The sequence below is a fragment of the Alcanivorax sp. DP30 genome (genome assembly GCF_009882945.1).
Classification (GTDB): domain Bacteria; phylum Pseudomonadota; class Gammaproteobacteria; order Pseudomonadales; family Alcanivoracaceae; genus Alcanivorax.
This window is the reverse complement of sequence record NZ_WTUY01000002.1, coordinates 102,669-124,859: the sequence shown is the minus strand read 5'-3', so window position 1 is coordinate 124,859 and position 22,191 is coordinate 102,669. Positions and strand designations below refer to the sequence as shown.

24 protein-coding genes and 1 tRNA gene are annotated in these 22,191 nt (G+C 57.5%); 10 read left to right on the top strand and 15 right to left on the bottom strand.

Annotation, left to right across the window (positions count from 1 at the left end):
* A complete protein-coding gene (locus GQF00_RS01140; RefSeq protein ID WP_161317231.1) occupies window positions 1-789 on the top strand; it encodes a DUF3108 domain-containing protein in 789 nt (262 codons plus the stop codon).
* Here the strand turns inward: GQF00_RS01140 and dcd are convergent.
* Together dcd and apbC are read right to left on the bottom strand one after the other, a co-directional pair.
* The gene (gene dcd, locus GQF00_RS01135) at window positions 770-1,339 is read right to left on the bottom strand and encodes a dCTP deaminase (RefSeq protein ID WP_161317229.1); all 570 of its coding nucleotides are present in this window, start codon (window positions 1,337-1,339) and stop codon (window positions 770-772) included. The two genes, GQF00_RS01140 and dcd, sit on opposite strands and share 20 nt — an antisense overlap.
* A gap of 240 nt (window positions 1,340-1,579) precedes the next feature.
* A complete protein-coding gene (gene apbC / locus GQF00_RS01130) occupies window positions 1,580-2,665 on the bottom strand; it encodes an iron-sulfur cluster carrier protein ApbC (protein ID WP_161317227.1) in 1,086 nt (361 codons plus the stop codon).
* A 193-nt stretch (window positions 2,666-2,858) separates the two neighbouring features.
* On the opposite strand from apbC, the gene GQF00_RS01125 reads away from it, so the two are divergent.
* From GQF00_RS01125 to GQF00_RS01095, 7 genes are all read left to right on the top strand, one after another.
* Window positions 2,859-3,551 (top strand): SIMPL domain-containing protein, encoded by a 693-nt coding sequence (locus GQF00_RS01125; protein ID WP_161317225.1) that lies wholly within the window; start codon window positions 2,859-2,861, stop codon window positions 3,549-3,551.
* A gap of 6 nt (window positions 3,552-3,557) precedes the next feature.
* Complete coding sequence (locus GQF00_RS01120; protein ID WP_161317223.1) at window positions 3,558-4,583, top strand: AraC family transcriptional regulator ligand-binding domain-containing protein; 1,026 nt, start codon at window positions 3,558-3,560, stop codon at window positions 4,581-4,583.
* Between the two features lie 270 nt (window positions 4,584-4,853).
* Window positions 4,854-5,819 carry a hypothetical protein gene (locus tag GQF00_RS01115; RefSeq protein WP_161317221.1) on the top strand — a complete coding sequence of 322 codons (966 nt, stop codon included), beginning with the start codon at window positions 4,854-4,856 and terminating at the stop codon, window positions 5,817-5,819.
* Window positions 5,819-6,379, top strand: coding sequence for an ATP/GTP-binding protein (locus tag GQF00_RS01110; protein WP_237440341.1), 561 nt, complete (start codon window positions 5,819-5,821; stop codon window positions 6,377-6,379). Before GQF00_RS01115 ends, GQF00_RS01110 begins: the two co-directional genes overlap by 1 nt.
* Window positions 6,376-6,783 carry a roadblock/LC7 domain-containing protein gene (locus GQF00_RS01105; protein WP_161317219.1) on the top strand — a complete coding sequence of 136 codons (408 nt, stop codon included), beginning with the start codon at window positions 6,376-6,378 and terminating at the stop codon, window positions 6,781-6,783. The genes GQF00_RS01110 and GQF00_RS01105 overlap by 4 nt, the downstream gene beginning before the upstream one ends.
* 53 nt (window positions 6,784-6,836) lie before the next feature.
* Entirely contained in the window at window positions 6,837-7,196 is a 360-nt protein-coding gene (locus tag GQF00_RS01100) for a hypothetical protein (protein WP_161317217.1), read from the top strand.
* A gap of 222 nt (window positions 7,197-7,418) precedes the next feature.
* Window positions 7,419-8,876, top strand: a complete 1,458-nt coding sequence (locus GQF00_RS01095) for a DUF3336 domain-containing protein (RefSeq protein WP_161317215.1) — start codon at window positions 7,419-7,421, stop codon at window positions 8,874-8,876.
* Between the two features lie 451 nt (window positions 8,877-9,327).
* Here GQF00_RS01095 and GQF00_RS01090 read toward each other — a convergent pair whose 3' ends face one another.
* Both GQF00_RS01090 and umuD read right to left on the bottom strand, forming a co-directional pair.
* The gene (locus GQF00_RS01090; protein ID WP_370519438.1) at window positions 9,328-10,626 is read right to left on the bottom strand and encodes a Y-family DNA polymerase; all 1,299 of its coding nucleotides are present in this window, start codon (window positions 10,624-10,626) and stop codon (window positions 9,328-9,330) included.
* Entirely contained in the window at window positions 10,592-10,987 is a 396-nt protein-coding gene (umuD, locus tag GQF00_RS01085) for a translesion error-prone DNA polymerase V autoproteolytic subunit (RefSeq protein WP_161317213.1), read from the bottom strand. Before umuD ends, GQF00_RS01090 begins: the two co-directional genes overlap by 35 nt.
* 218 nt (window positions 10,988-11,205) lie before the next feature.
* On the opposite strand from umuD, the gene GQF00_RS01080 reads away from it, so the two are divergent.
* Window positions 11,206-11,496, top strand: a complete 291-nt coding sequence (locus GQF00_RS01080; RefSeq protein WP_161317211.1) for a hypothetical protein — start codon at window positions 11,206-11,208, stop codon at window positions 11,494-11,496.
* Between the two features lie 9 nt (window positions 11,497-11,505).
* Here GQF00_RS01080 and GQF00_RS01075 read toward each other — a convergent pair whose 3' ends face one another.
* The 10 genes from GQF00_RS01075 to GQF00_RS01030 form a co-directional block, all read right to left on the bottom strand.
* Complete coding sequence (locus GQF00_RS01075) at window positions 11,506-12,114, bottom strand: DNA-3-methyladenine glycosylase I (protein WP_161317208.1); 609 nt, start codon at window positions 12,112-12,114, stop codon at window positions 11,506-11,508.
* A gap of 21 nt (window positions 12,115-12,135) precedes the next feature.
* Complete coding sequence (locus GQF00_RS01070; RefSeq protein ID WP_161317206.1) at window positions 12,136-13,326, bottom strand: NAD(P)/FAD-dependent oxidoreductase; 1,191 nt, start codon at window positions 13,324-13,326, stop codon at window positions 12,136-12,138.
* 305 nt (window positions 13,327-13,631) lie between these two features.
* Window positions 13,632-14,600, bottom strand: coding sequence for a cysteine synthase A (gene cysK / locus GQF00_RS01065; RefSeq protein WP_161317204.1), 969 nt, complete (start codon window positions 14,598-14,600; stop codon window positions 13,632-13,634).
* A 40-nt stretch (window positions 14,601-14,640) separates the two neighbouring features.
* Window positions 14,641-15,684, bottom strand: a complete 1,044-nt coding sequence (locus GQF00_RS01060; RefSeq protein ID WP_161317202.1) for a CNNM domain-containing protein — start codon at window positions 15,682-15,684, stop codon at window positions 14,641-14,643.
* Window positions 15,685-15,738: 54 nt separating this feature from the next.
* The gene (locus GQF00_RS01055) at window positions 15,739-16,479 is read right to left on the bottom strand and encodes an S-methyl-5'-thioinosine phosphorylase (RefSeq protein WP_161317200.1); all 741 of its coding nucleotides are present in this window, start codon (window positions 16,477-16,479) and stop codon (window positions 15,739-15,741) included.
* A 1-nt stretch (window position 16,480) separates the two neighbouring features.
* Window positions 16,481-17,053, bottom strand: a complete 573-nt coding sequence (locus GQF00_RS01050; protein ID WP_161317198.1) for a hypoxanthine-guanine phosphoribosyltransferase — start codon at window positions 17,051-17,053, stop codon at window positions 16,481-16,483.
* On the bottom strand, window positions 17,040-18,197 hold the full coding sequence (locus GQF00_RS01045) for a mechanosensitive ion channel family protein (protein ID WP_161317196.1): 1,158 nt from the start codon (window positions 18,195-18,197) through the stop codon (window positions 17,040-17,042). The genes GQF00_RS01050 and GQF00_RS01045 overlap by 14 nt, the downstream gene beginning before the upstream one ends.
* The gene (gene nagZ / locus GQF00_RS01040) at window positions 18,194-19,213 is read right to left on the bottom strand and encodes a beta-N-acetylhexosaminidase (protein WP_202560314.1); all 1,020 of its coding nucleotides are present in this window, start codon (window positions 19,211-19,213) and stop codon (window positions 18,194-18,196) included. The genes GQF00_RS01045 and nagZ overlap by 4 nt, the downstream gene beginning before the upstream one ends.
* Window positions 19,214-19,233: 20 nt before the next feature.
* Window positions 19,234-19,704, bottom strand: a complete 471-nt coding sequence (locus GQF00_RS01035; RefSeq protein WP_161317194.1) for a L,D-transpeptidase — start codon at window positions 19,702-19,704, stop codon at window positions 19,234-19,236.
* Window positions 19,705-19,800: 96 nt separating this feature from the next.
* Window positions 19,801-19,874 (bottom strand) — tRNA-Gly (locus GQF00_RS01030).
* 126 nt (window positions 19,875-20,000) lie between these two features.
* Between GQF00_RS01030 and GQF00_RS01025 the strand changes: the two genes are divergently transcribed.
* Window positions 20,001-20,981 (top strand): NAD-dependent epimerase/dehydratase family protein, encoded by a 981-nt coding sequence (locus tag GQF00_RS01025; protein ID WP_161317192.1) that lies wholly within the window; start codon window positions 20,001-20,003, stop codon window positions 20,979-20,981.
* A gap of 38 nt (window positions 20,982-21,019) precedes the next feature.
* On the opposite strand, the gene GQF00_RS01020 is transcribed toward GQF00_RS01025, so the two are convergent.
* Window positions 21,020-21,994, bottom strand: a complete 975-nt coding sequence (locus GQF00_RS01020) for a methyltransferase (protein WP_161317190.1) — start codon at window positions 21,992-21,994, stop codon at window positions 21,020-21,022.
* Between the last annotated feature and the right edge of the window lie 197 nt (window positions 21,995-22,191).

Sequence of the window (22,191 nt, the reverse complement as noted above, 5' to 3'; positions counted from 1 at the left end):
GTGCGCCAACTGCTATTCTGCCTGTCGCTGGTTGTCTGCAATCTGGCCGCGGCCGAAACCCTTTCCCCGTTTGCGGCGGAATTTCGCATTTACGTCAACAAGTTGCCTACACCGGTAAAAGCCGATCTGGTACTGGAACCCGCGCAGGGGGCAGATAACTACCGCATGCTCCTCAAGGCCAAGTCGTTCCTGCTCACCAATACCGAAGAAAGTTTTTTCCAGTGGCGTGACTGCCAGCCCCGCACCAGCAAGTACCTGCATGAGTTCGAGGGCTTCGGCAAACACCGCTATCACCGGATGGATTTTCAATGGAGCCCCCCGCGGGTCCATAACGTCTCCGAGGACGACAAGGAGAGTCTGGACATTCCGGAAAACGCGCTGGATGAACTGACTATTCTGCTGCGTGGCCGCTGCGTTTTCTCAGAAGGTGCCGACAGCTATTCTGTTACCAGTGTCTATGGCGACCGTATTCGCACACACCACTTCGCAGTGATTGATCGCGAAACCATCGAAACCCCCATGGGGGAGCTGGATACGTTGCTGGTAGAAAAAAAACGACAGGGCGACAGCAAGAAAAAACGGCGCACCCTGTTCTGGGTAGCGCCGTCTCTGGACTATATGGTGGTCAAGGCCAAGCACATTGAGAGCACCTTTCTCAAAGCCGAACTGATCATGATTGATTACACCGGCCCGGATCCGGAAAAATCCGGCACCCAGGCAGTGACCAATCAGAGTGATGCCAGCACGGCACAGCCCGAGCTGAGCGAGGTCAGGCCCGAGGCAGGGTAACGCCTTTCTGCCCCTGGTATTTGCCTCCGCGGTCTCCGTAGGAGGTCTGACAAACCTCGTCAGACTCGAAGAACAGCATCTGCGCCACCCCTTCATTGGCATAAATCTTTGCCGGCAAGGTGGTGGTGTTGGAAAATTCCAGGGTCACATGCCCTTCCCACTCCGGCTCCAACGGCGTCACATTGACGATAATACCGCAGCGCGCGTAGGTAGATTTGCCAAGACATACGGTCAGCACGTTACGCGGGATGCGGAAGTACTCCACGGTGCGAGCCAGCGCAAAGGAGTTGGGTGGAATAATGCAGTATTCGCCCTTGATGTCGACAAAGCTGCGATCATCGAAATTCTTGGGGTCTACGGTGGCGGAATGAATATTGGTGAACACCTTGAATTCATCCGCGCAGCGCACGTCGTACCCATAGCTGGACACCCCGTAGGAAATCAGCTTGTTGCCACTGGCATCGGCACGCACCTGTTCGGCCTGAAAAGGCTCGATCATGCCGTGTTCATTCGCCATGCGGGTAATCCAGCGATCCGATTTAATCGTCATTTCTGCCTCTCGGTTTCGAAATGGGGGTTGCCAGTGATTTTCAAGCGGTCAATGGTATAGGCGCCGGACACCAGATGCCAGATGTAACACCAGCCTCAAGCTACAAGCTGCAACGCGCAGCCAGGCGATACCAGGTTCCAGGTCTGCCGCCGCGCCCGACGCTCCTGCGCGGGCACAACCTCTAACACACCTCTCACCCGTTCCGCGTTGCAGCTTGTAGCTTGGGGCTTGAAGCTTCTTCTAATGCTGCGTGACCTTGGGAAACGCCCGCTTGCCCTTGCTGGTCAACGACAGCCTTGCCGCCATCCGCCGGGCGGCCTTGCGGTACAGTGCCGCTTCCTCACTGTCCGGACAGGCTGCAACGACGGGCTTGCCGCTATCTGCCTGCTCGCGAATCTTCAGTGACAATGGCAGTGCGGCCAGCACGTCGGTGTCATAATCCCGGGCCATGCGCTCACCGCCGCCCTGCCCGAACACGTGCTCCTGATGGCCGCAGTTGCTGCATATATGCACCGCCATATTCTCCACGATGCCCAGCACGCGGATATCCACCTTGCGAAACATTTCCACGCCTTTCACTGCGTCCAGCAGAGCGATGTCCTGGGGCGTGGTAATCACCACCGCCCCCGCCACGGGAATCTTCTGGGCGAGGGTCAACTGGATATCCCCGGTGCCCGGCGGCAGATCCACCAGCAGGTAATCCAGTTGTTGCCAGCGTGTCTGTTCCATCATTTGCACCAGAGCACCACTGGCCTTGGGGCCACGCCACACCACCGGCGTTTGCTGGGTGGTCAGGTAGCCCATGGACATGGTTTGCAAGCCGTAGGCGTCCACCGGCACGAAGGTCTTGCCGTCCAGCACCTCAGGGCGAGTGCCATCAGGCTTGCCCAGCATCAAGGGCTGACTGGGACCAAACACATCCGCATCCAGCAGCCCCACCCTGGCGCCTTCAGCCTGCAGGGCCAGCGCCAGATTCACCGCAGTGGTGGATTTCCCAACGCCCCCTTTGCCGGAGGCGACCGCAATCACGTTGGCAACCTGATCCAGAGCCGGAATGTCTGACTGGTTGCGATGGGGAATCACATGATGATGAAGGCCAAGTACAAACTTCCGTCCAGCCAGGCATTCACTCAGGTGATCCTGCATCTGGCTTTGCAGCAATGCCTCAACACCGGCACAGGGATACCCCAGTGTCACATCTGCGGTCACCGTCTGATCCGTTGCCGTGATTCCGATCGTGGCACCAGCCTGATCCAGGGAAACCCCGAGATCCTCGGGCACAAAACGCCCCAGCTGTTCACGTATCACCTGTTCTGTTGCACTCATGATCTCTGCTCCCTCATCGCACGCTGCGATGATAGGGACTTAAGCCTTGCCAACCAAGGGGCACAAGGGCTTATCTTGTGCCCTTAATGGTGAGAACGTTCGTAAAATCTTCACGGCTTGCTCAATGCACTGGCTATCCGTTCTGAAATTCGCACAATAGGGCTACCCGGTATACAAAAAACAAGGAGATACCATGAAAGGTGTTACCGCACTTGGCCTGGCCAGCCTCTCGATTCTGTTTCTCTCTGCCTGTGGGCAAGGCCCGCTGCCCCAGGAACGCGACAGCATCACTGTATCCGGCCAGGGCAATGTCACCGCCATTGCGGATATCTTCTCCATCAACGCATCATCGCAACAACAAGGCTCCGATATTGATGCCATGAAATCCCGGGTCGATGATCAGATCGAAGCCATGCTCGACCTCGCCGATGATCTGGATATTCCGGAGTCACAAACCCGCGCCACTGAATTCCGGGTAACCCCGCAGTGGCAATATCAGCCGGAAAGAAAACTCATCGGTCATCAGGTCTCCCGCTCCGTCCACTTCCGTGTAAAGGGTCTGGAAACCTATGCCGAACTCCTTGATGGCCTGGCCAAACTGAACGTTCGTGACATTCAGCCCGCAGGCAATGAGGTCAGCAATGCCGATGCCTTGTCCGATACTGCGCTCGAGAACGCGGTCAACGATGCACGAAAGCGCGCCGGGATCCTCGCCGCGGCTGCAGGCCGGGATGTGGGCGAGGCCATCCGCATTGAATCCCACACCATGGGCACCCCCCGCCCCATGATGATGATGGCACGCGCCAAAGAGGGCGCCGCTGAAAGCTTCCGCCCTGGCGAAACCGATATTACCGCCCAGGTGCAAATCACTTTCGAGCTGGAATAAGACACCGTGACCGATCTGGGTGAAATCAGCAGCGCCGCCCTCCAGCAATATCTTGCCCACGCAGAAAAGCTGGGCCTGGATACCGCGGCGGCATTGGCCAGCGCGAATCTCCAGGCCGATCAACCCCTGCGTCCGGAAGCGCGGGTGGACGGCCGGGATTTTCAGCGTCTGCTGCAGTACCTGATCGAAGCCTCCGGCGACCCCTTGTTCGGCCTGCACACCTCCGCATTCATTCAACCGGGCTCATACAATGTGATGGGCTATATAGCCATGAGCGCCCACACCCTGCATGAGGCGCTAATCAAGGTCACACTGTATGAGCGGCTGGTGGGCGATATGGGCACCACTGACATCGAAATAGAAGACGAGCAGGCGAAGATTCGCTGGCACTGCCGTTATCCCGATCAACCGGTGCGCCGTCATCTGATTGATAACGTACTCAGCTCTTGGCTGTGCTATGCGCGCTGGCTCACCGGCAATGACAATCTGGCACCGGCGCAACTCCTGCTCGAACACACTGAACCCTCGGCCAAGCAGGTTGCCGAGTATCAGCGCATCTTTCGTTGTCCGGTACGATTTGGCCAGCCTCATTCTGCCCTGGTTGGCGCCCCCGATCTGTTGATGTTACCCATTCGCCAACCGGATCCTCTATTGCTGTCCACCCTGGAAGCCCATGCCACGGCCCAACTGGCCCAGCTGGGCATCGAAACCAGTCTGAGCCAGCGCGTGCGTCAATGCATCAAGGACGCCATCGGCCATACTTTGCCTCGCAAGGAAGCCGTAGCAGAACGCCTGGGCATGAATATCCGTACCCTGCACCGTCACCTGGCGGATGAAGGACAAAGCTGGCAGAAACTACTGGATGAGATACGCCTGGAACAGGCCAGGCTATTGTTGCGTACGACAGATCAAGCCCAAACCTGCATTGCAGATGCGCTGGGTTACTCGGATATCCGCTCCTTTCAACGCAGTTTCAAACGACACACCGGCCAGACACCTGGCCAGTTCCGTAAAACCCGCCACACCTTGTAAGCAATTTCCTACTCTCACCAGAGCACTTGGCTTACTTAAATTGCAGCTTTTTGCACACGAGTGCCATTTCGAATGTCTGTCATCGATTTTTCAGCCTCTATAATCGGCCGTTCATCGCCATCCCTTTGCCAAGCAGAGCCGTTAATCCCTACAAAGGAGGAAAGGTCATTCACGCGAATATCACATCGCTGACCACGACTAGCGCACAAAAGTGGCAAACAGCTGCGTCTTCCCACCCCCGGGAATACGCAGACCGCACGGAGAGCGGCAATGGAAAACAGGAAATTGGCATTTGTAGGATTGGAGGCGGACACCACGAGCGCCTGCCTGTCCATGCTGAAGATCATGAATGGTCGCTCCAGCATCGAATGGATGCAGGCCGAGCCTGAAGATGCCGACGTTCTTATGCTGGCCAATGACGACAGTGATGCCAACCGTAAATGGCAAGGCAGCAACAAACCCTGCATCGTCATTTATCACAACAACGAAGACAAACCAGCCGCCCCCTATACCCTCTCTCATCCATTCCGGGTAATGCAGCTTATCTCGGTGCTGGAAGACATCTCCGGCACCCTGAGTCACGATGGCCAAAGACAGCAAACCACTGCACAGGCCTCCGCCGAACAGCCCCGCAAGGCAACCTCACAACAAACCGATTTCAGTGAATCCCTGTATCAGGCAGTGACCGGCAAGAACACGCAAACGCTTTATCAGTCCCGTAGTCCAAAAGGCTCTCTGTTTGTTTCACCATCAGCCGGCGCTTATTTCATCCAGGAACCCCTCTTCAATGAGGTGCGCCAGAAAGCCGCCACATTGCCGGCCCTGGAGCCTGCTGCTGACACCGACCTGAGCGCTTATACCCGTCGCCCCATAGCGGAACTGGCATGGATGACGGCGCAACTGGCAAGCAGTCTGCCCGCCTGGTTACCCGAAAATGGCAGCTTCCGGCTCAAGCGTTGGCCCAATGTACGCTCGGCCAAAAGTGACCGTGCCTACTTATCCATGAGTGCGTTGATGACCAAGCAGCCCTGCCAAAGGGAACAACTGGCCGCCCATGCAGGGTGTGCGCAACAACAGGTCGACCGTTTCCTGTCAGCCTGTGCCATGAGCAATCTTCTGGTCTGTGAAACCGGCGCGGTCGCCCCTTCTACCCGTGCTGCAGCCGCCACCCATGAACCGCGCCGTATGGGCTCGTTTATTCAGGGTTTGCGTCACCGCCTTGGTCTGAGTAGCTAATGATGAACGCCAACGCCAGCAACGAATTCAAGATTCTGTTTACCGGCCCCATGGGGGCGGGAAAAACCACTGCGATTTCAGCCATCAGTGATCATGAAGCCGTCTCCACCGATGTGGTGAATACCGATCTTGCACAGTGCAACAAGGAACTGACCACAGCGGCACTGGATTATGGCCAGATTGTTCTGCCCGATAACAGTTGCGTTCGTCTGTATGGCACTCCCGGCCAAGAGCGTTTTCGCTTCATGTGGCCCATTCTTCTCAATAATGCCGCCGGTGTCATTGTGCTGCTTAACGGTGAACACCCCGAAGTCGCCGACCAGCTTGAGCTTTATGTCAACGCTTTCGGCAACGGCAAGGTCCCCATGGTCGTCGGCATAGGTCGGCTTGCTGCGGATGATACTAGCTGCCTGGAAAAACTGGCCATGCGCCTGGAAGACCGCGGTATTGCCCTACCCATTTTCGATGCAGATGTCCGCCAGCAGGACGATGTACTGTTGCTGGTTGATGCCCTGCTTTGCCAGATAGAAGCCGATGACTGCAGGAGTCTCCAAGCATGACCGCACAATCCCCACTGGGAAAGGTAGGCACCTCCATTGCCACCAGGCAGCTGGAAAAATTCGGTCAGGAAACCAAGGGCGTCACCTCTGCCGTCCTGCTGACCAATGATGGTTTTCAGGTTGCCTCTCTCCACCTGAATGATGAAAGCGCCAGCAAGCTGGCAGCCATGGGAAGCTCCCTGGCCGCCATCGGGCAAGCCATTGCCAAGGAAGCAAGCCTCAAGGAATGCAGCCGAATGATTGTGGAATCAGAATCTGGCGTGGTGACAGTCATGGAAGTTCGTGGCGTCTCCCCGCCCATGTCGCTGGCCGTTGTGGCCAACGATGCGTCCATTCTCGGGCAATTGCTGTGGGCCTCGAAAGAGTGTTGCCGCAGCCTGGCCGAGCAACTCAGCAAGAAGTAACAACAAAAGCGTGTAAAACCACACCCTCAAGGAAGTAAAGCAAGGAGAACAACATGGCTAGTGTAAAAGAAAGTCTTACCGCCCTACTGCAACCCGATGGTGCCATGTGCACGGCCATCGTCGATGCGAACAGTGGGATGGTTCTTGGCCAGGATGGCACCGGTCTGGATCTTGAACTGGCTGCTGCGGGTAATACCGAAGTGGTTCGCGCCAAAATGAAAACCATGAAATCGCTTGGTCTGAACGACAAGATCGAGGACATCCTGATCACCCTGGGTAGCCAGTACCACATCATCCGGCCTGTCGCCGCGAAGGAAGGCCTGTTTATTTACCTGGTGCTGGATAAAGCCAAATCCAACCTGGCTCTGGCACGGCGTGCCTGCCAGGAAGTGGAGTCGACACTTAGCATCTAGACATTACTGGGGGGCAGCGGCGCAGGTCGCTACCCCTCCCCTCACCCTTCCCTCATCCGTCTTCCTTTCCCGGCAGCCTCCATACTGTGCCTTACTGGCTACCTCCAGTTGCTGTCAGCCCGCCCCAAACACCTTTTGTCAGACAATTGCTTCAGCATTCCCCCACTTCATGGCTATACTGCCATCATCCAATGACAATAATGAATCTGACGGAGACACGTCATGAAAGGCACGCTCAAGCAACTGGAACGGGCCATTGAGCACGCTCAGACCTATAACGAATGGTATGAGGCCAGCCAGGAACACGACCGGCTTTCCGGTGCGGATGAATGGAAAGAAATCGACCGTTCTCCCCATTACGATTACGAACTGATCCGTAATCGCCTCTGGCAAATCCGCCAGGCCCGCGAGCGCGGGGACGTGAACAAGCTGGTCTTCCACCTGCATGAAGGCCTGCATGGCAATCTGGGCAACATTTCCAATCCGCACCTTTATCAGCACAGCCGCGTGGGTACCAAACACCTGATCGAGAACTATCTCACCGAGGTGACTACCGCGCTGAATTACCTGTGTGACACCAACTTCAAGGAGTTCGGGCTCAAGGAGAAACTGGATTTCTTCGAGACCACCGGTCAGGCCTTCGGGCAGAGCTGTCTGATGCTGTCCGGCGGCGCTGCACTGGGACTCTTCCATATCGGCGTGGCCCGCTGCCTTTGGGAGCAGGACCTGCTGCCTTCCGTGATCTCGGGATCCAGTGCCGGCAGTATCATTGCTTCCGTGGTGGGCACCCACAACGATGAAGAACTGAAGCTCAAGCTGGAACCGGAAAACATCTATCTGGAAGCCTTCAAGGTACTGGGCTGGAAAGGCCTGATCCGCGGCACCCCGGTGCTGGACGGCGACCACCTGGAAGCCTGCCTGGAAGAAAACATTTCCGACATGACCTTTGAAGAGGCCTACCGGCATACCGGGCGGGAAATCAATATCACGGTCAGCCCCTATGACCGCAACCAGCATGCCCGGCTGCTCAATCGACGCACCTCCCCCAATGTGCTGATTCGCAAGGCATCACTGGCGTCCTGTGCGATTCCCGGCATTTATCCACCGGTATCCCTGTGGGCCAAGAATATCGACGGCGAGCGAGTGCCCTATATCCCCGGCCGCAAGTTTGTTGATGGCTCCATTGTCGACGATCTGCCGATCCGCCGGCTGTCCCGTCTGTATGGCGTGAATCACTCCATCGTCAGCCAGACCAACCCCCATGTGGTGCCGTTCCTGTCCCGTAGCGACACAGGTAACTCACTCAGCACCCTCGGTGACTGGGCCCTGCGCAACGCCTCCATGAATATTCGCTATGCCCTTAAACTGGTACAGCAGCGTGTTGCTTCCAACGATGTGGGTCTGATGATCGACAAGGCCAAGAGCATGGTGACGCAGAAGTATATCGGCGACATCAACATGATCCCGCCCCGTCAGCCCATGAATGCTCTCAAGGTGCTCAGCAACCCGACTCTGCAGGATGTACGCAACTACATCCGCAAGGGCGAGCAGGCCACCTGGCCCAAGGTGGAAATGGTAGCCAACACCACCATGATTAGCCGCACCTTCCGCGACTGCCGCGCTCGCCTGGATCGCATCGAGGAGCGCATGCTGGATCAGGTGCCGATGTCAGTGGTGTGATGGGGCGCAGGATGACGAACGTCCGAAGCCTGACGCTTTAAAACCCAAAGGCGGGTTTACCACAGAGGTCACAGAGATCACCGGGAAACGAGCGGCTTCTCTGCGCCTCTGTGAACGCTGTGGTGAAAGAAAGCGATTTTGCTCCACCCCTTCGCGGTCAAACGACCGCTCCCACAACGACATCCGGTATACCGGCGCTGTTGTCTCTGTGCTGAAAGGCAGATCGGACCTTCGTCCCTCAAGAGGAACTCCTACAGGAGGAGGATACCGTGGGAGTCTGCCGGCAGACGGCTGTGCGGTTGGATATGCCTTATCGCTTGCAGGCAAGCTCCCACAAAAAACCAGAAGCAAACCGTCCCTGCTTCTGTCCTTCCTTGTAGCTTGAGGTCTGTAGCTTGCCGCTGCTTTTCCCCTTTCCTCGTAGTCAGTCGCTCGCAGCTCGAAGCGGCTTTCAAGACACCCGAGGGAGGTCACTCACCCGTGTCGTATAGGCCGGAGACAAGTACTCCCGACGCATGCTCCAGACACATTCCTGACGGGTTTTCACTCCCCGACCAGCCAGCCACACGCGGCCCTTGCCGCTACGGTTGATGCTGTCCATCACCGCCATGAGTGCTTCACCCTGCCGGGTCTTGCTCGCCTCGAACAATCCCCCCTGGGCATGTTCCGCAGGGCGTAGATCTGTCAGCATTATGCCAACTTTTCCGTAGCGCAATCCGGGCTTCCACAACTGCTCCAGCAGTTGCACCGCCAGCCGCGCCAGCTCACGGGTATCGGCACTGGCCTGCGGCAAATCGCGACTGAGTGAATCCGGCCAGAGCTGCTGAGGCTTGCCCATGGGTGCAGTGCGTAACCACACACTGACGCTTCCGGCCAGCTGGCCTTCCATACGCATTTTTTCTGCAGCCCGTGCCGTATAGTCATTTACCGCCTGACGGAGCGGCGGCAGCGACACTACAGGCTGCCCAAAGGAACGGGAATGGATAATCTGCTGGCGCGGTGGCGGCTGCAGCTCCAGCGTCAGACAGGGCTCACCGTTCAGCTCCCGGACCATACGCGCTTGCACCACGGAGAAATGGCGCCGCACCCAGTCATACTCCAGTGCTGCCAACGCCGCACCGTTGTGGATTCCCAACGCCTCCAGACGAGCCACCAGACGGCGGCCCACACCCCAGATATCTCCCAGCGGCGTCTGGCCCAGCACCGCCTGCCAGTCTTCAGGCCTGGCCCACACCTCCACACCCGACCCCAGGCGCTTGGCGTAATGATTGGCCAGCTTGGCCAGCGTCTTGGTGGGGGCAATCCCGACACAAACCGGCACCCCCACCCACCGGGCTACGCGCTCGCGCAGCTGCTCCCCAAGCACCTGTAGCTGTGCTTCAGGCACCATGGAAAGATCCAGAAAGGCTTCGTCGATGGAATACACTTCCACTTTGGGCGCCAGGGTTGCCAGGGTCGTCATCACCCGCCGTGACAGGTCTCCGTACAGAGTGTAGTTGGAAGAGAACACCGCCACGTCATGCTTGCGGATCAGATCGCGCACCTGAAACAACGGCACCCCGGTACGAATACCCAACGCTTTCGCTTCCGCCGATCCGGCCACCACACAGCCGTCGTTGTTGGACAGCACCACCACCGGCCGGTCGCGCAAATCAGGGCGAAATACCCGTTCACAGGAGGCATAGAAGCTGTTGCAATCCACCAGGGCAAACATGTCAGCCCGCCCCGCCACGCAGGGTATGAAGCGCAAAGGTAACCACCCCGAACAACTCCCAACTCCCCTCCTCCGGCACAATCGGTGCATAGCGGCGGTTGCGCGGCAGCAAACGGAGAGACGGTTTCAGGGCCAGCTCCTTGACGGTAAATTCCCCATCCACAGCGGCCACCACAATGTCACCATGCAGCGCTTCCAGTGAGCGATCCACCACCAGAATGTCACCCGCATAAATCCCCGCATCAATCATCGAATCCCCTTCCACCCGTAGAAGGAAAGTGGCGGCCTCCTGACGAATACACAGGCGGTTGAGATCCAGCGGTTCTTCCATGTAACCCTGGGCCGGCGAGGGAAAGCCGGCCCGCACGGCTTCAGTAAATAACGGTAATGCAGCCATGTCACACCTGACTCACTAATGGGAAATCAGGTTATCCAAATACTGTTCATATGTACAGCATTTGGTGCAAAACCATTGCATAGACACCAAACCCAAACATGAATTACGAGCACTTACAAAACCTCATAAAAACCGCCATCCACCAAGTACAAACCATCGCTCAAAGTAGAGAGGCACGGAGATAAATAATTACTGGCCCGACACGGCCAAGGAACAGTATGAGCGTCGAATCTAACTCCAAATGGTTCTCCGACTTCATGGAAGAATTGGGACTTCCGTCCAATTCGATATTCCAAGGCTACGTGCTCTATAACACAGAGCACGACGGCTTTATGGCAATCAACAAGGAAACAGGACAGCCTCGCACACACTATGTAAGGCCCAGTGCCTGGGCCCATCGCTATCCCTATATCCAGCTGGCCAGCGATGCTGTACGCAGCTTGAATGACCACCTTGAGATTCATGCCCTGTTTGTGATCGGCAAACGGTTTATGGCGTTCCCTGTATAACCGCCTCAGTCATTCCGGTCGTACAAAGTGCGACCGCGCCTCCTCCACCTTGTTGCGAATCACGCATCCAAAGTGATGATCATTAATTAATCCCATGGCCTGCATAAAGGCATAACAGGTGGTCGGCCCGACAAAGGTCCAGCCCCTTTTTTTCAACGCCCGGGACAGCGCCACGGATTCCGGCGAGGTTGCCACCGATTGCGGTGCTGGCAAATGCCCTGCGTCAGGCTCGAAAGACCAGAAAAAAGCCGCCAGCGATCCGCACTCCTCCATCAGTTCTGCCGCACGGCGGGCATTGTTGATGACTGACTGGATCTTGCGGCGGTTACGGACAATCGCGGGATTATCCATCAGAGCTTCTACCTGAGTATCACCAAACCCGGCTACCACCCTGTAATCGAAACCGGCAAAAGCATCGCGGAAGGCTTCCCGTTTCTCCAGGATGGTGCGCCAGCTCAACCCGGCTTGAAAACCTTCCAGACAGACCTTCTCGAACAGGCGAATATCATCTCCTACGGGAAACCCCCATTCACTATCATGATAGCGGGGATAATCCGGCGCGGCCTGGCTCCAGGCACAGCGACATTGTCCATCGGTCCCGATGATCACGTCATCCATGACGCCTCCTGATGGTTGAGCTCACAATGCCATGCCAGTGCACCAGCCGCTGGCCCAGGCCCACTGGAAGTTGAACCCGCCCAGCTGGCCGGTCACGTCCAGCACCTCGCCAATAAAGTGCAGGCCCGGCACGGATTTCACCTCAAAGTTCTTCGAGGAAATGGCGTCAGTATCGACCCCGCCCAGGGTCACTTCTGCGGTGCGGTAGCCTTCCGTGCCAGAAGGCTTGAAGGACCACCCCTTCAATACCGCAGCCACGGATGACAGGCGCTCATTACTGAACTGCTGCAGGTTGCCCTGCCAACCGAACTGCTCCACCAGCGCCGATGCCAGCCGCTGGGAAAAATACTGCCGTAGCCAGCGTTCCAGACCGCGATTAGGGTGTTGCTGCCGCTCCGCCGCCAGTTCAGCAACCGGATCGACAATCTGTGGCAGCCAGTCCACAGTCACGGCCTGTCCCGGCACCCAGAAGCTGGAGACCTGGAGCATGGCCGGACCGGACAGGCCTCGATGGGTAATCAGCATGGGGTCGGCAAAAGACGCACTGGCGGTGCGTGCTACCACCTCAGTGCTGATTCCTGACAGCTCGGCCAGCCAGGCCTTGTCATCCGGCTGCAGGGTAAAAGGCACCAGCCCGGCTCGAGTAGGCAACACCTGCAGACCAAATTGCTCTGCCAGCTGGTAGCCAAAGCCGGTGGCACCCATGGTCGGGATGGACAGCCCGCCACAGGCCACCACCAGCTTCTGGCAGGTGATTGTCCCGGCACTGGTGGCCAGACTGAATCCCTTGCCAGTCTGGCTGACTCGCTTGATAGAGGTATTCAGGGCAATCTCGGCTCCAGCCCATTCACACTCAGTGAGCAGGACACCCAGAATCTCCTTGGAGGAGTCCGCACAGAACAGCTGCCCAGGTGCCTTTTCCACATGCTCTATGCCATGACGCTCCACCAGCTCGACGAAATGCCAGGGGCTATAGCGCTTCAGGGCGGATTTGCAGAAGTGAGGATTGGCGGAGACGAAATGCTCTGGCGTCGTGTTCAGGTTGGTGAAATTACAGCGACCGCCACCAGACATGAGGATCTTCTTGCCTGCCTTGTTGGCATGATCCAGCACCCGCACCCGATGCCCCTGATACGCCGCTGTAGCCGCACACATCAGCCCGGCAGCGCCGGCGCCGATGACAACAATGTCAGTCTCTGTAATGGCAGCCATGGGCCCCTCCTGATTGGGGAGCAAGGATAGCAAAAAAGAGAGCAGCAAGCGGCAAGCTTCAAGGCGCGGAATGGCGTGTACTGTGCTGCGGTATAGTGCCCACGAAAGAGGCGCTAATGGCGAGTTGAAAGTTTAAAGTTGAAAAGGGAAAAGCAAACCAGTACGGATAACCTGGAGCAGTCAGGTCAGAAAACCCCAAAGGTGCTTTTCCAATGCAAAATCGCTTGCAGGCAAGCATCTAGGGCGAGATTGGCAAGGCCTCGCCGGATAGCAAGGCCCTGCCCGCGTGTTGCATGTTGCGTCTCTTACTGACTCAACTCCTGCTCGCTGAACATGTCTGCGAACAACGGCGAGGTCAGATAACGTTCCCCGGAATCCGGCAGCACCACCACGATGGTCTTGTCGGCGAACTCGGGCTGCTGGCTGAGGCGGTCGGCCACGCACATGGCAGCACCACAGGAGATCCCGGCGAGGATGCCCTCTTCCTGCATCAATTTGTGGGCCCAGGCCATGGCGTCTTCGTTGCTGACCTGCTCGGCGCGGTCTACCACAGACAGATCCAGATTCTTCGGCACAAAGCCGGCGCCAATCCCCTGGATCTTGTGCGGGCCATGGGTCGGCTCATCGCCGCTCAAACCGGCGGCAATCATGGTTGAGGAGTCCGGTTCCACTGCCACGGAGGTGATGGCTTTGCCCTTGGTGTTCTTGATATAGCGAGACACCCCGGTGATGGTACCGCCAGTACCGACACCTGCTACCAGCACATCAATCTCGCCATCGGTGGCGTCCCAGATTTCCGGGCCTGTGGTCTTTTCATGGATGGACGGGTTAGCCGGGTTCTCAAACTGTTGCAGCATCAGATGCGTATCAGGGTTCTCGCTGACCAGTTCTGCGGCCTTGGCAATGGCACCGGGCATGCCCTTGGGACCCGGCGTCAGCACCAGCCTGGCGCCCAGCGCCTTGAGAATCTTGCGGCGTTCCAGGCTCATGGAGTCGGGCATGGTGAGGACCAGATCATAGCCGCGGGCGGCGGCCACATAGGCCAGTGCGATGCCGGTGTTGCCGCTGGTGGGTTCCACCAGGGTCATCCCTGGCTTGAGCTTGCCGCTCTGCTCGGCATCCCAGATCATGGAGGCACCAATACGGCATTTCACACTGCCCGCCGGGTTACGGGATTCCAGCTTGGCAAGAATGTTGCCTTTGCTGATGCGGTTGATTTTTACCAGCGGCGTGTTGCCGATAGTCTCGCTGTTATCCTTGTAAATCTGTGCCATGGTTTGCCTCCTTGTTGTGAGGAGTTGTCAGGAAAAACAATCAGGGCGCATCCTTCTTCGTATCGGCGCTACCCTGTTTCTTCAGTTTTCTGCTCCAGCGCTGACGCGCATAGAGTCTGAGATCGGCCACACTATCCGTCTCATCCATGATTTCACGACCAAGAATGGTTTCCAGGATATCTTCCAGCGTGACCAGCCCCACCCAGGTGCCATGCTCATCGTAGACCACCGCCATATGCTGGCGCTGATTGAGCATGGCATGAAACAGGCTTTCGATGCTCATTCGCGTGCTGATCATGGACACATCAAGCGCCAGGGCCTTCATGGTCTGCTCCGGGGACACATCCAGCAAGTCAGACTTGTGGATATAACCGCTGCACTCGCCCCGTTCGTTCATCACCGGGAAGCGCGAAAACGGCTGCCCCTTCTCCTGCTCCAGAAATCCGGCCACCGTCATCTCCGGAGAAACCGTCCGGCACACAGTGCGTGGGGTCATGATGGCGCCCACCTTCACATCATGCAGATGGAGAATGTTCAGGATCACCTTGTGCTCGTCATCGGCCAGGGCCTGCTGGTCCTTGCCCATATCCGCCAGCGCGGCAATTTCAGACCGCACATCCACATCATGTTCATTACCACCGATCTGACTGGTAATCAGCTTGGACAGCCACACAAAGGGCGCCAACACGACCATGATGAACTTCAGCACCGGCGGCAGCATGGGCGCCAGCGAACGCCAGTATTTGGCGCCGATGGTCTTGGGAATGATCTCGGACAGGATCAGGATGGCCAGCGTCATGATACCCGACGCAGCCCCCAGCCAGGTCTCCCCAAACACCACCGCCACCTGGGCCCCAACACCGGTCGCACCCACGGTATGTGCCACGGTATTCAAGGTCAGAATCGCAGAAAGTGGCTTGTCGATATCGTCCTTGAACGCACGCAGTGACTGATACAGCGCCGGGCGTTTTTCACGCAAGCCGGCGATAAAGCTCGGAGTGATGGAGAGCAAAGCGGCTTCCAGCACCGAGCAAATAAAGGAGAAACCAATGGAGATGGCGGCGAAAACAATGAGCAAGGTCAAGACAGCAAACTCCTGTTGAAGACAGCCGCCGATGATCCGGCTGCCCTTTCAGCATCAGACAGAATAGCGTCGCGCGAAATCCGCCAACAGCTGGCACACACTGGCCATACCGTCGTGAATCACCGCTTCTATCTCCGCCATGGTGATTTCATGGGTAGACTTTCCCGCCGCCGGATTCACCACCAGCGACAACATCGCATAGGGTAGCTCCAGCTCACGAGCCAATACGGCTTCCGGCATGCCCGTCATACCGACAATGTCACAACCGTCACGTTCCAGCCGCAGGATTTCAGCGGCGGTTTCCAGTCTCGGCCCCTGAGTGGCGGCATAACAACCGCCGTCATTCCACTCCAACTCCGAGGCGGCCAGTTGCTCTTTCAAGGCATTCCGCAAGGCCGTATCAAACGGCCAGCTGAAATCCACGTGCACCAGTGGCTCGTCCGGATCATCAAACAGGGTCATCTCACGACCGTAGGTATAGTCGATAATCTGGTCTGGCAGGACCAGCGCTCCTGTCGGAGCCTCCGCGGTGATGCCTCCCACCGCGTTCGCCGCCACGATGGCTGAGGCGCCTGCTTGCTGGAGAGCCAGCATATTGGCCCGGTAGTTTACCTGGTGGGGCAACAGCACATGGGGATCACCATGACGGGCAAGAAACAGCACCTGCTGGCCATCCAGCACCCCTTCCAGAACCGGCGCTGAGGGCTTACCAAAACGCGTAGTGATGTCATGACGACGGGTAATCTGCAGATTATCCATCCGGGTGAGTCCGGTTCCGCCAATAAACGCCAGCATGTTATTGCTCTTCCTCTCTGACAGCGTAGATACCCGGTGCATTGCGCCAGAAGCCCTTGTAATCCATGCCCATGCCAAACAGGTAATGGTCGGCGGCTTCAAGCGCGGTAAAGTCGGCCTTCAAACCCGGCTCCGCCTTGCGGTCATGCTGCTTGTCCACCAGCACACAGGTTTTCACTGACGCAGCCCCCTGCGCTTCACAGGCACGAATAATGGACAGCAGCGTGGTACCCACATCCAGGATGTCATCCACGATCAACACATGGCGGCCAGCCAGACTGGCGTTGGGTGTCACCAGCCATTCCACATCACCACCTGTAGTTTCACCCAGGTAGCGGCTGGCGTGGAGATAATCCATCTCCAGCGGGAAATCCAGCCGCTTGACCAGTTCCGCTGCGAAGATCATGCCACCATTCATGATGGTCACAAATACGGGCACCTTGCCGCTGTAGGCCTCGGTGACCTCGAACGCCAGCTTGGCAATGGCTTCCTGCACCTGATCGGAAGAATGCAGCTCGATGGCCTCACGGCGTACCTGCATCAATTGCTTTTGCACATCATCAGCGATGGACATGTTGGCTTTCCTCTGCATTGTCTTCTTCAAGGCCGGTTTCAGGAGCATCATCATTGTTGCTGACCAGATGCAACGTGCGTGTGGGGAACGCGAACTCGGCACCATGCTCATGGACAATATTCATGATCTTCATGAGAACATCCTGCTTGATCTCATGGTAGCGCACCCACTCGGTGGTCTTGGTGAAGGTGTAGATAAAAAACTCCAGATGAGACGCCCCGTAGCTGTCGAAATTCACAATCAGGGTTTTCTGCTCGGTTTCAAGCTCTTCATGGGCCTCCAGCATGGCCCTCACTTCTGCCACGATCGCGGGCATTTTTTGCCAGTCATCATAGCGAATACCGATCTTTTCATTGATCCGGCGGTTGAACATGCGCGAAGGGTTTTCCAGCACAATGGAGGTAAACATGGCATTGGGAATATACAACGGTCGCTGATCGAAGGTACGAATGCGGGTCAAACGCCAGCCGATATTCTCCACCGTGCCCTCAATGGCGCGATCCGGCGAACGCACCCAGTCGCCCACCCGAAACGGCTTGTCCAGATAGACCATCATGCCGCCAAAGAAATTGGCCAGCAGATCCTTGGCCGCAAAGGCCACCGCCATGCCACCAATACCACCAAAAGCCAGCACCCCGGAAATGCTGTAACCCAGAGTCTGGAGGATGATAAGCAATGCGGTGATGATCACGGACACCCGCAACAATTTGGCAATCGCGGCGGCAGTGGAGTGATCCATGGGCTTGCGCATCCGGGACGGGTCGATCAGGTTCTTTTCCGTGTAAGAAATAAACCGGTTCAGGAACATGGCGATAATCACGATGAAACCGATGCGGCGCGCCTGGGGTACCAGATCGAACACCAGATTTTTTTCATCACTGACTGACTGCAGCAGCTCCACACAGATCGACAGGCCAATGACCCAGAACACCAGCCTTAGTGGAATCCTTGCGGCCTCAAGCAGCGCATCATCCCAGAGGGTATCGGTCTTTCTGATCAGCCGCTCGGCGACATCAATGGCCCGCATCATGGTGAAATTCACCGCCACCGTGCACACCACCAGCAAAAACAGCTGCGTCAGCCATATGTCAGAAGGGGTTTCCAGCGTTGGCCAATTCAGCAGCTGGCTCCAGTCCCAGTTCATGCGTTTTCCTCAATCAGTGATTTTGCAAGGGCCTGCGCTTCCCGGCGACGCCCTGCCTCCATGGAACACCGTGGTCGTGCCCGCAGACCGCCAGCCGCCACCTGCCCCGAAAAAGACTGGCTTTCCAGCCAGCTCAGCACCTGTTCCGCTCCCTGTCGATTATTGCAAGCCAGCACCATATCGCAGCCAGCAGCCAGCGCCGCTTCCGCGCGCTGTGGGTAGCCACCCACGCCATGGGCACCCGCCATGGAAAGATCATCAGAGAAGATCACACCGCGAAAACCCAGCCGCTCACGGAGCTGGCTCTGCAACCAGAATCGGGAGAAACCTGCGGTCTGGTTTTCTACCGCGCTGTACACTACATGGGCCGGCATGATGCCATCCAGACGTGGAGCCAACGCCATAAAGGGGCGCATGTCCGCCGCCTCGATCTCGCTCAGGGGGCGCGGGTCCACCGGCAGTTCCAGGTGGGAATCCGCGACCACATGACCGTGGCCCGGAAAGTGTTTGCCGGTGGCGGCCATACCTGCTGCATTCATGCCGTCGATAAAGCTCCCCGCCAGGGCAATCATGGCATCCGCATCGCCATGAAAACTGCGATCACCAATCACGGTACTGCTGCCGTAATCCAGATCCAGTACCGGCGCAAAACTGATATCAATGCCCAGCTCGGTCAGCTCTGACGCCATCAACTCTCCCAGCAAGCCGGCAGCGTATATGCCGGTAGCCGGATCCTGATCGTAACGGCGCCCCAGTGCCGCCATGGGTGGCAGGCGCACAAATTCATCACGGAAGCGCTGCACCCTGCCGCCTTCCTGATCCACTGCGATCAGCAAATCGGGCCGAATGGCACGTACTTGCCGAACCAGCTCGCGCAATTGTTCGCGGCTTTCGTAATTGCGGGCAAAAAAGATCAGGCCGCCGGTGCCGGGATGAGCCAGCAGATCCTTTTCGGAATCGGCTACGGTGAGCCCTTGCAGATCCAGCATTAACAACGGGGAAATAGTGTCAGACATGACTACCCTGAAGGAGACGGTTATTCGGTTATTGTCACCAGTGTGCCCACTGGCACCTGATCGAAAAGACGAACCAGATCCGCATTGCGCATGCGGATACAGCCATGGGACGCGGGGGTGCCCATGGGCTCACTGTCTGGCGTGCCGTGAATATAGATAAAGCGCTGAAAACTATCCACGCTGCCCCCCTGGTTCAGCCCCGCGTCCAGCCCGCCAAGCCAGAGGATTCGGGTAAGCACCCAGTCACGGTCAGGGTGTTGCCCGGCCAGCGCGGGAGTATAGATCTCACCGGAAAACTTGCGCCCTGTGAGCACGGCACCTTGAGGCAAGCCGGCGCCAAAACGGGCGCGTACGACATGGCGACCACGGGGGGTAGCCTGGGAGCCCATGGCCTCCCCTGCCCCGTTGCGGGCAGAGGAAATGGCAAAGCGTTCAGAGTGATCGCCATGCACTTCAAGGCACTGTTCAGACAATTTGATAATCAATTCCATGGATGAAGTGTCCGGGGGTTGCGGAAAAGATGCAACGGGCCTTGCCTCACTTTCCCCAAAACGCACAAAGCCGCCCTTGGGCGGCTTTGTCGTGTCTGGAGCGGGTGAAGAGAATCGAACTCTCGTATGCAGCTTGGGAAGCTGCCGTTCTACCATTGAACTACACCCGCTTTGGAAACGGCAATATAGACAAAACCCTGCACCTTGGCCAGTCCCGGCACCCCCTGATCAGATCTTTATTTACCTGCCAACGCTTCGGGTTACACTGACAGGACTGATTCAGTGAGGAGATCGCCATGCCGGTGGCATTTGTCAGTGGAGCCCGGGGTTTTCTGGGGGGCCATATCGTCGACCAGCTTTTGGAAAGGGGCTGGGATGTCACCGCCGTCATTCGTCCACGCAGCGATGCCTCCCAATTGCAGGCCAGGGGCGTTTCTGTCGTGCAAGCGCCGCTGGATAACCCCACCGAACTGGCACTGGTCATGCCCCCCGCCCCGGACGCCGTGTTCCATGTGGCGGGCAACACCAGCATGTGGCGCCGTGGCAATGACCAGCAGTACAGGGACAATGTGCTCGGTACGCGCGCCATGGTGAGTGCAGCCCAGAAAAACGTGGCAGGTCGTTTCATTCATACCTCTTCGATCTCCGCCTGGGGCATTCAGGATGAGCCGATCAATGAACTCACGCCCTCCAACGCCGCCAGTGACTGGATCAACTACAATCGCACAAAGTATCTGGCAGAACAGGAAGTGGAAAACGGTATCCGCCAGGGGCTGGACGCGGTCATTCTCAACCCCTGTGGCATCATCGGCGCCGGCGACACCCATAACTGGTCACAAATGATCAAGCTGATCAACGATGGCAAGTTGCCGGGCGTACCGCCGGGCGGCGGAAATTTCTGTGCCGTAGAGGAAGTGGCGCGAGCGCATATCAGCGCGTACGAAAAAGGCGTTTGTGGAGAACGCTATATTCTCGCTGGCATAGAAGCCAGCTTTCTGGAACTGGTACAAACCATTGCCCGTCAGCTGGACAGGAAGGTCCCCAGAAAAACCGTCCCGCCGGTTGTACTGAGACTGGTCGGCCAGCTATCCCCGATCGGCAGCCTGTTCACCGGTAACGAGCCCAGACTGACCCCGGAAAAGGTGGCGCTGATTACCCACCGCGTTCACGCAGACAGCAGCAAGGCGGTAGAGAAACTGGGCTTCAACGACCAGATTCCACTGGCCACCATGATCGAAAACTGCATCACCTGGATGGCCCGGGAAAACCTCCTGTAGAAACGCCCTGAAGCACCGGGGCCCAGCGCCCCTGTGCGTTATCTCACCGCCCGGTATACCCGGAAACGACTGGTTTCAGCCGCTACCTGCACATGCTGGAAGGACGCATCCAGCCACTGCACATAAGGCAGCTCCCGGTTAGCCACCAACCACATCTCGCCGTCTTCCTTGAGATGGCCTGGCGCTTCCTCAATCAGACGACGGGTGATATCCGTGGTGCGCAGACGGCGATCATGGAAAGGCGGATTGGTCACTATCATGTCCACACGACCGGATACCGCAGAGAACAAGTCCCCGCCACTTACCTGCCCCTGCAAGCCATTTTGTTCCAGGCTTGCCTTGCAGGCAGCCACGGCTGTCGCACTGACATCCATGGCCTGCACCTGCCAGCCCTGGCGCGCCAGGGTAATGCCAAGCACACCGGCACCACAGCCCACATCAATCACCTTGCCCGGCCGGGGCAGGTTATGTTCGTTCATGGCATCCAGCAGCAGGCGCGAGCCTTCATCCAGACGACCATGACTGAACACACCGGGATAGCTGATCGCCGTAAGCTCATCCACGGTAATCACTTCTCCCCAGGCGTCCAGGGTCTGTGCCTCACCGGGTTGCAACATGCCGCGGTAAAGCTTGCAGTGACGGGCACTGTCTACCAGGTCGCTATGATCCACATGAATATCAAAATGCTTGAGCGCCCCCTTGATCCCGCCCTTGGCAGGCCCCACCAGCCAGATTTCCATGGGCGACTCAATCTTGCCCGCCAGCCAGTTGAGCAAAAAACGTAGGCGGTCTCCGGATTTCGGCAACGGCAGGATCAGCAGGTCCACCCCGTCCGGAATCGACGGAGCCGGCGACCACTGCTGGGCCCCGATAGTGAAATCATCCGCATGTACATGAATTTGCGCGTCCACATCCAGCGACGTCAGGGCGCCATCATTGGCTTCGACCACCAGCACCTGGCGGCCCTCAAACTCATGACGTTGTCGCAGTAATAATTGCGTAGTATTTTCCATGGTATCCCGTACAAAACAGATCGAATTTCCGCTGACCAGCCCGTAAGTATAACCCAGTCGAGCCACTCCCCGACCCTCCCGTCGGATGTGTATCCCATTCCCGGCACATTCCGGAAAGTTTTACATAATCCACACTTCAGGAGCGACGCCCTGGCGGTAGAATCGGAAAGATATCTGCTCATAACTGCGACTTACAT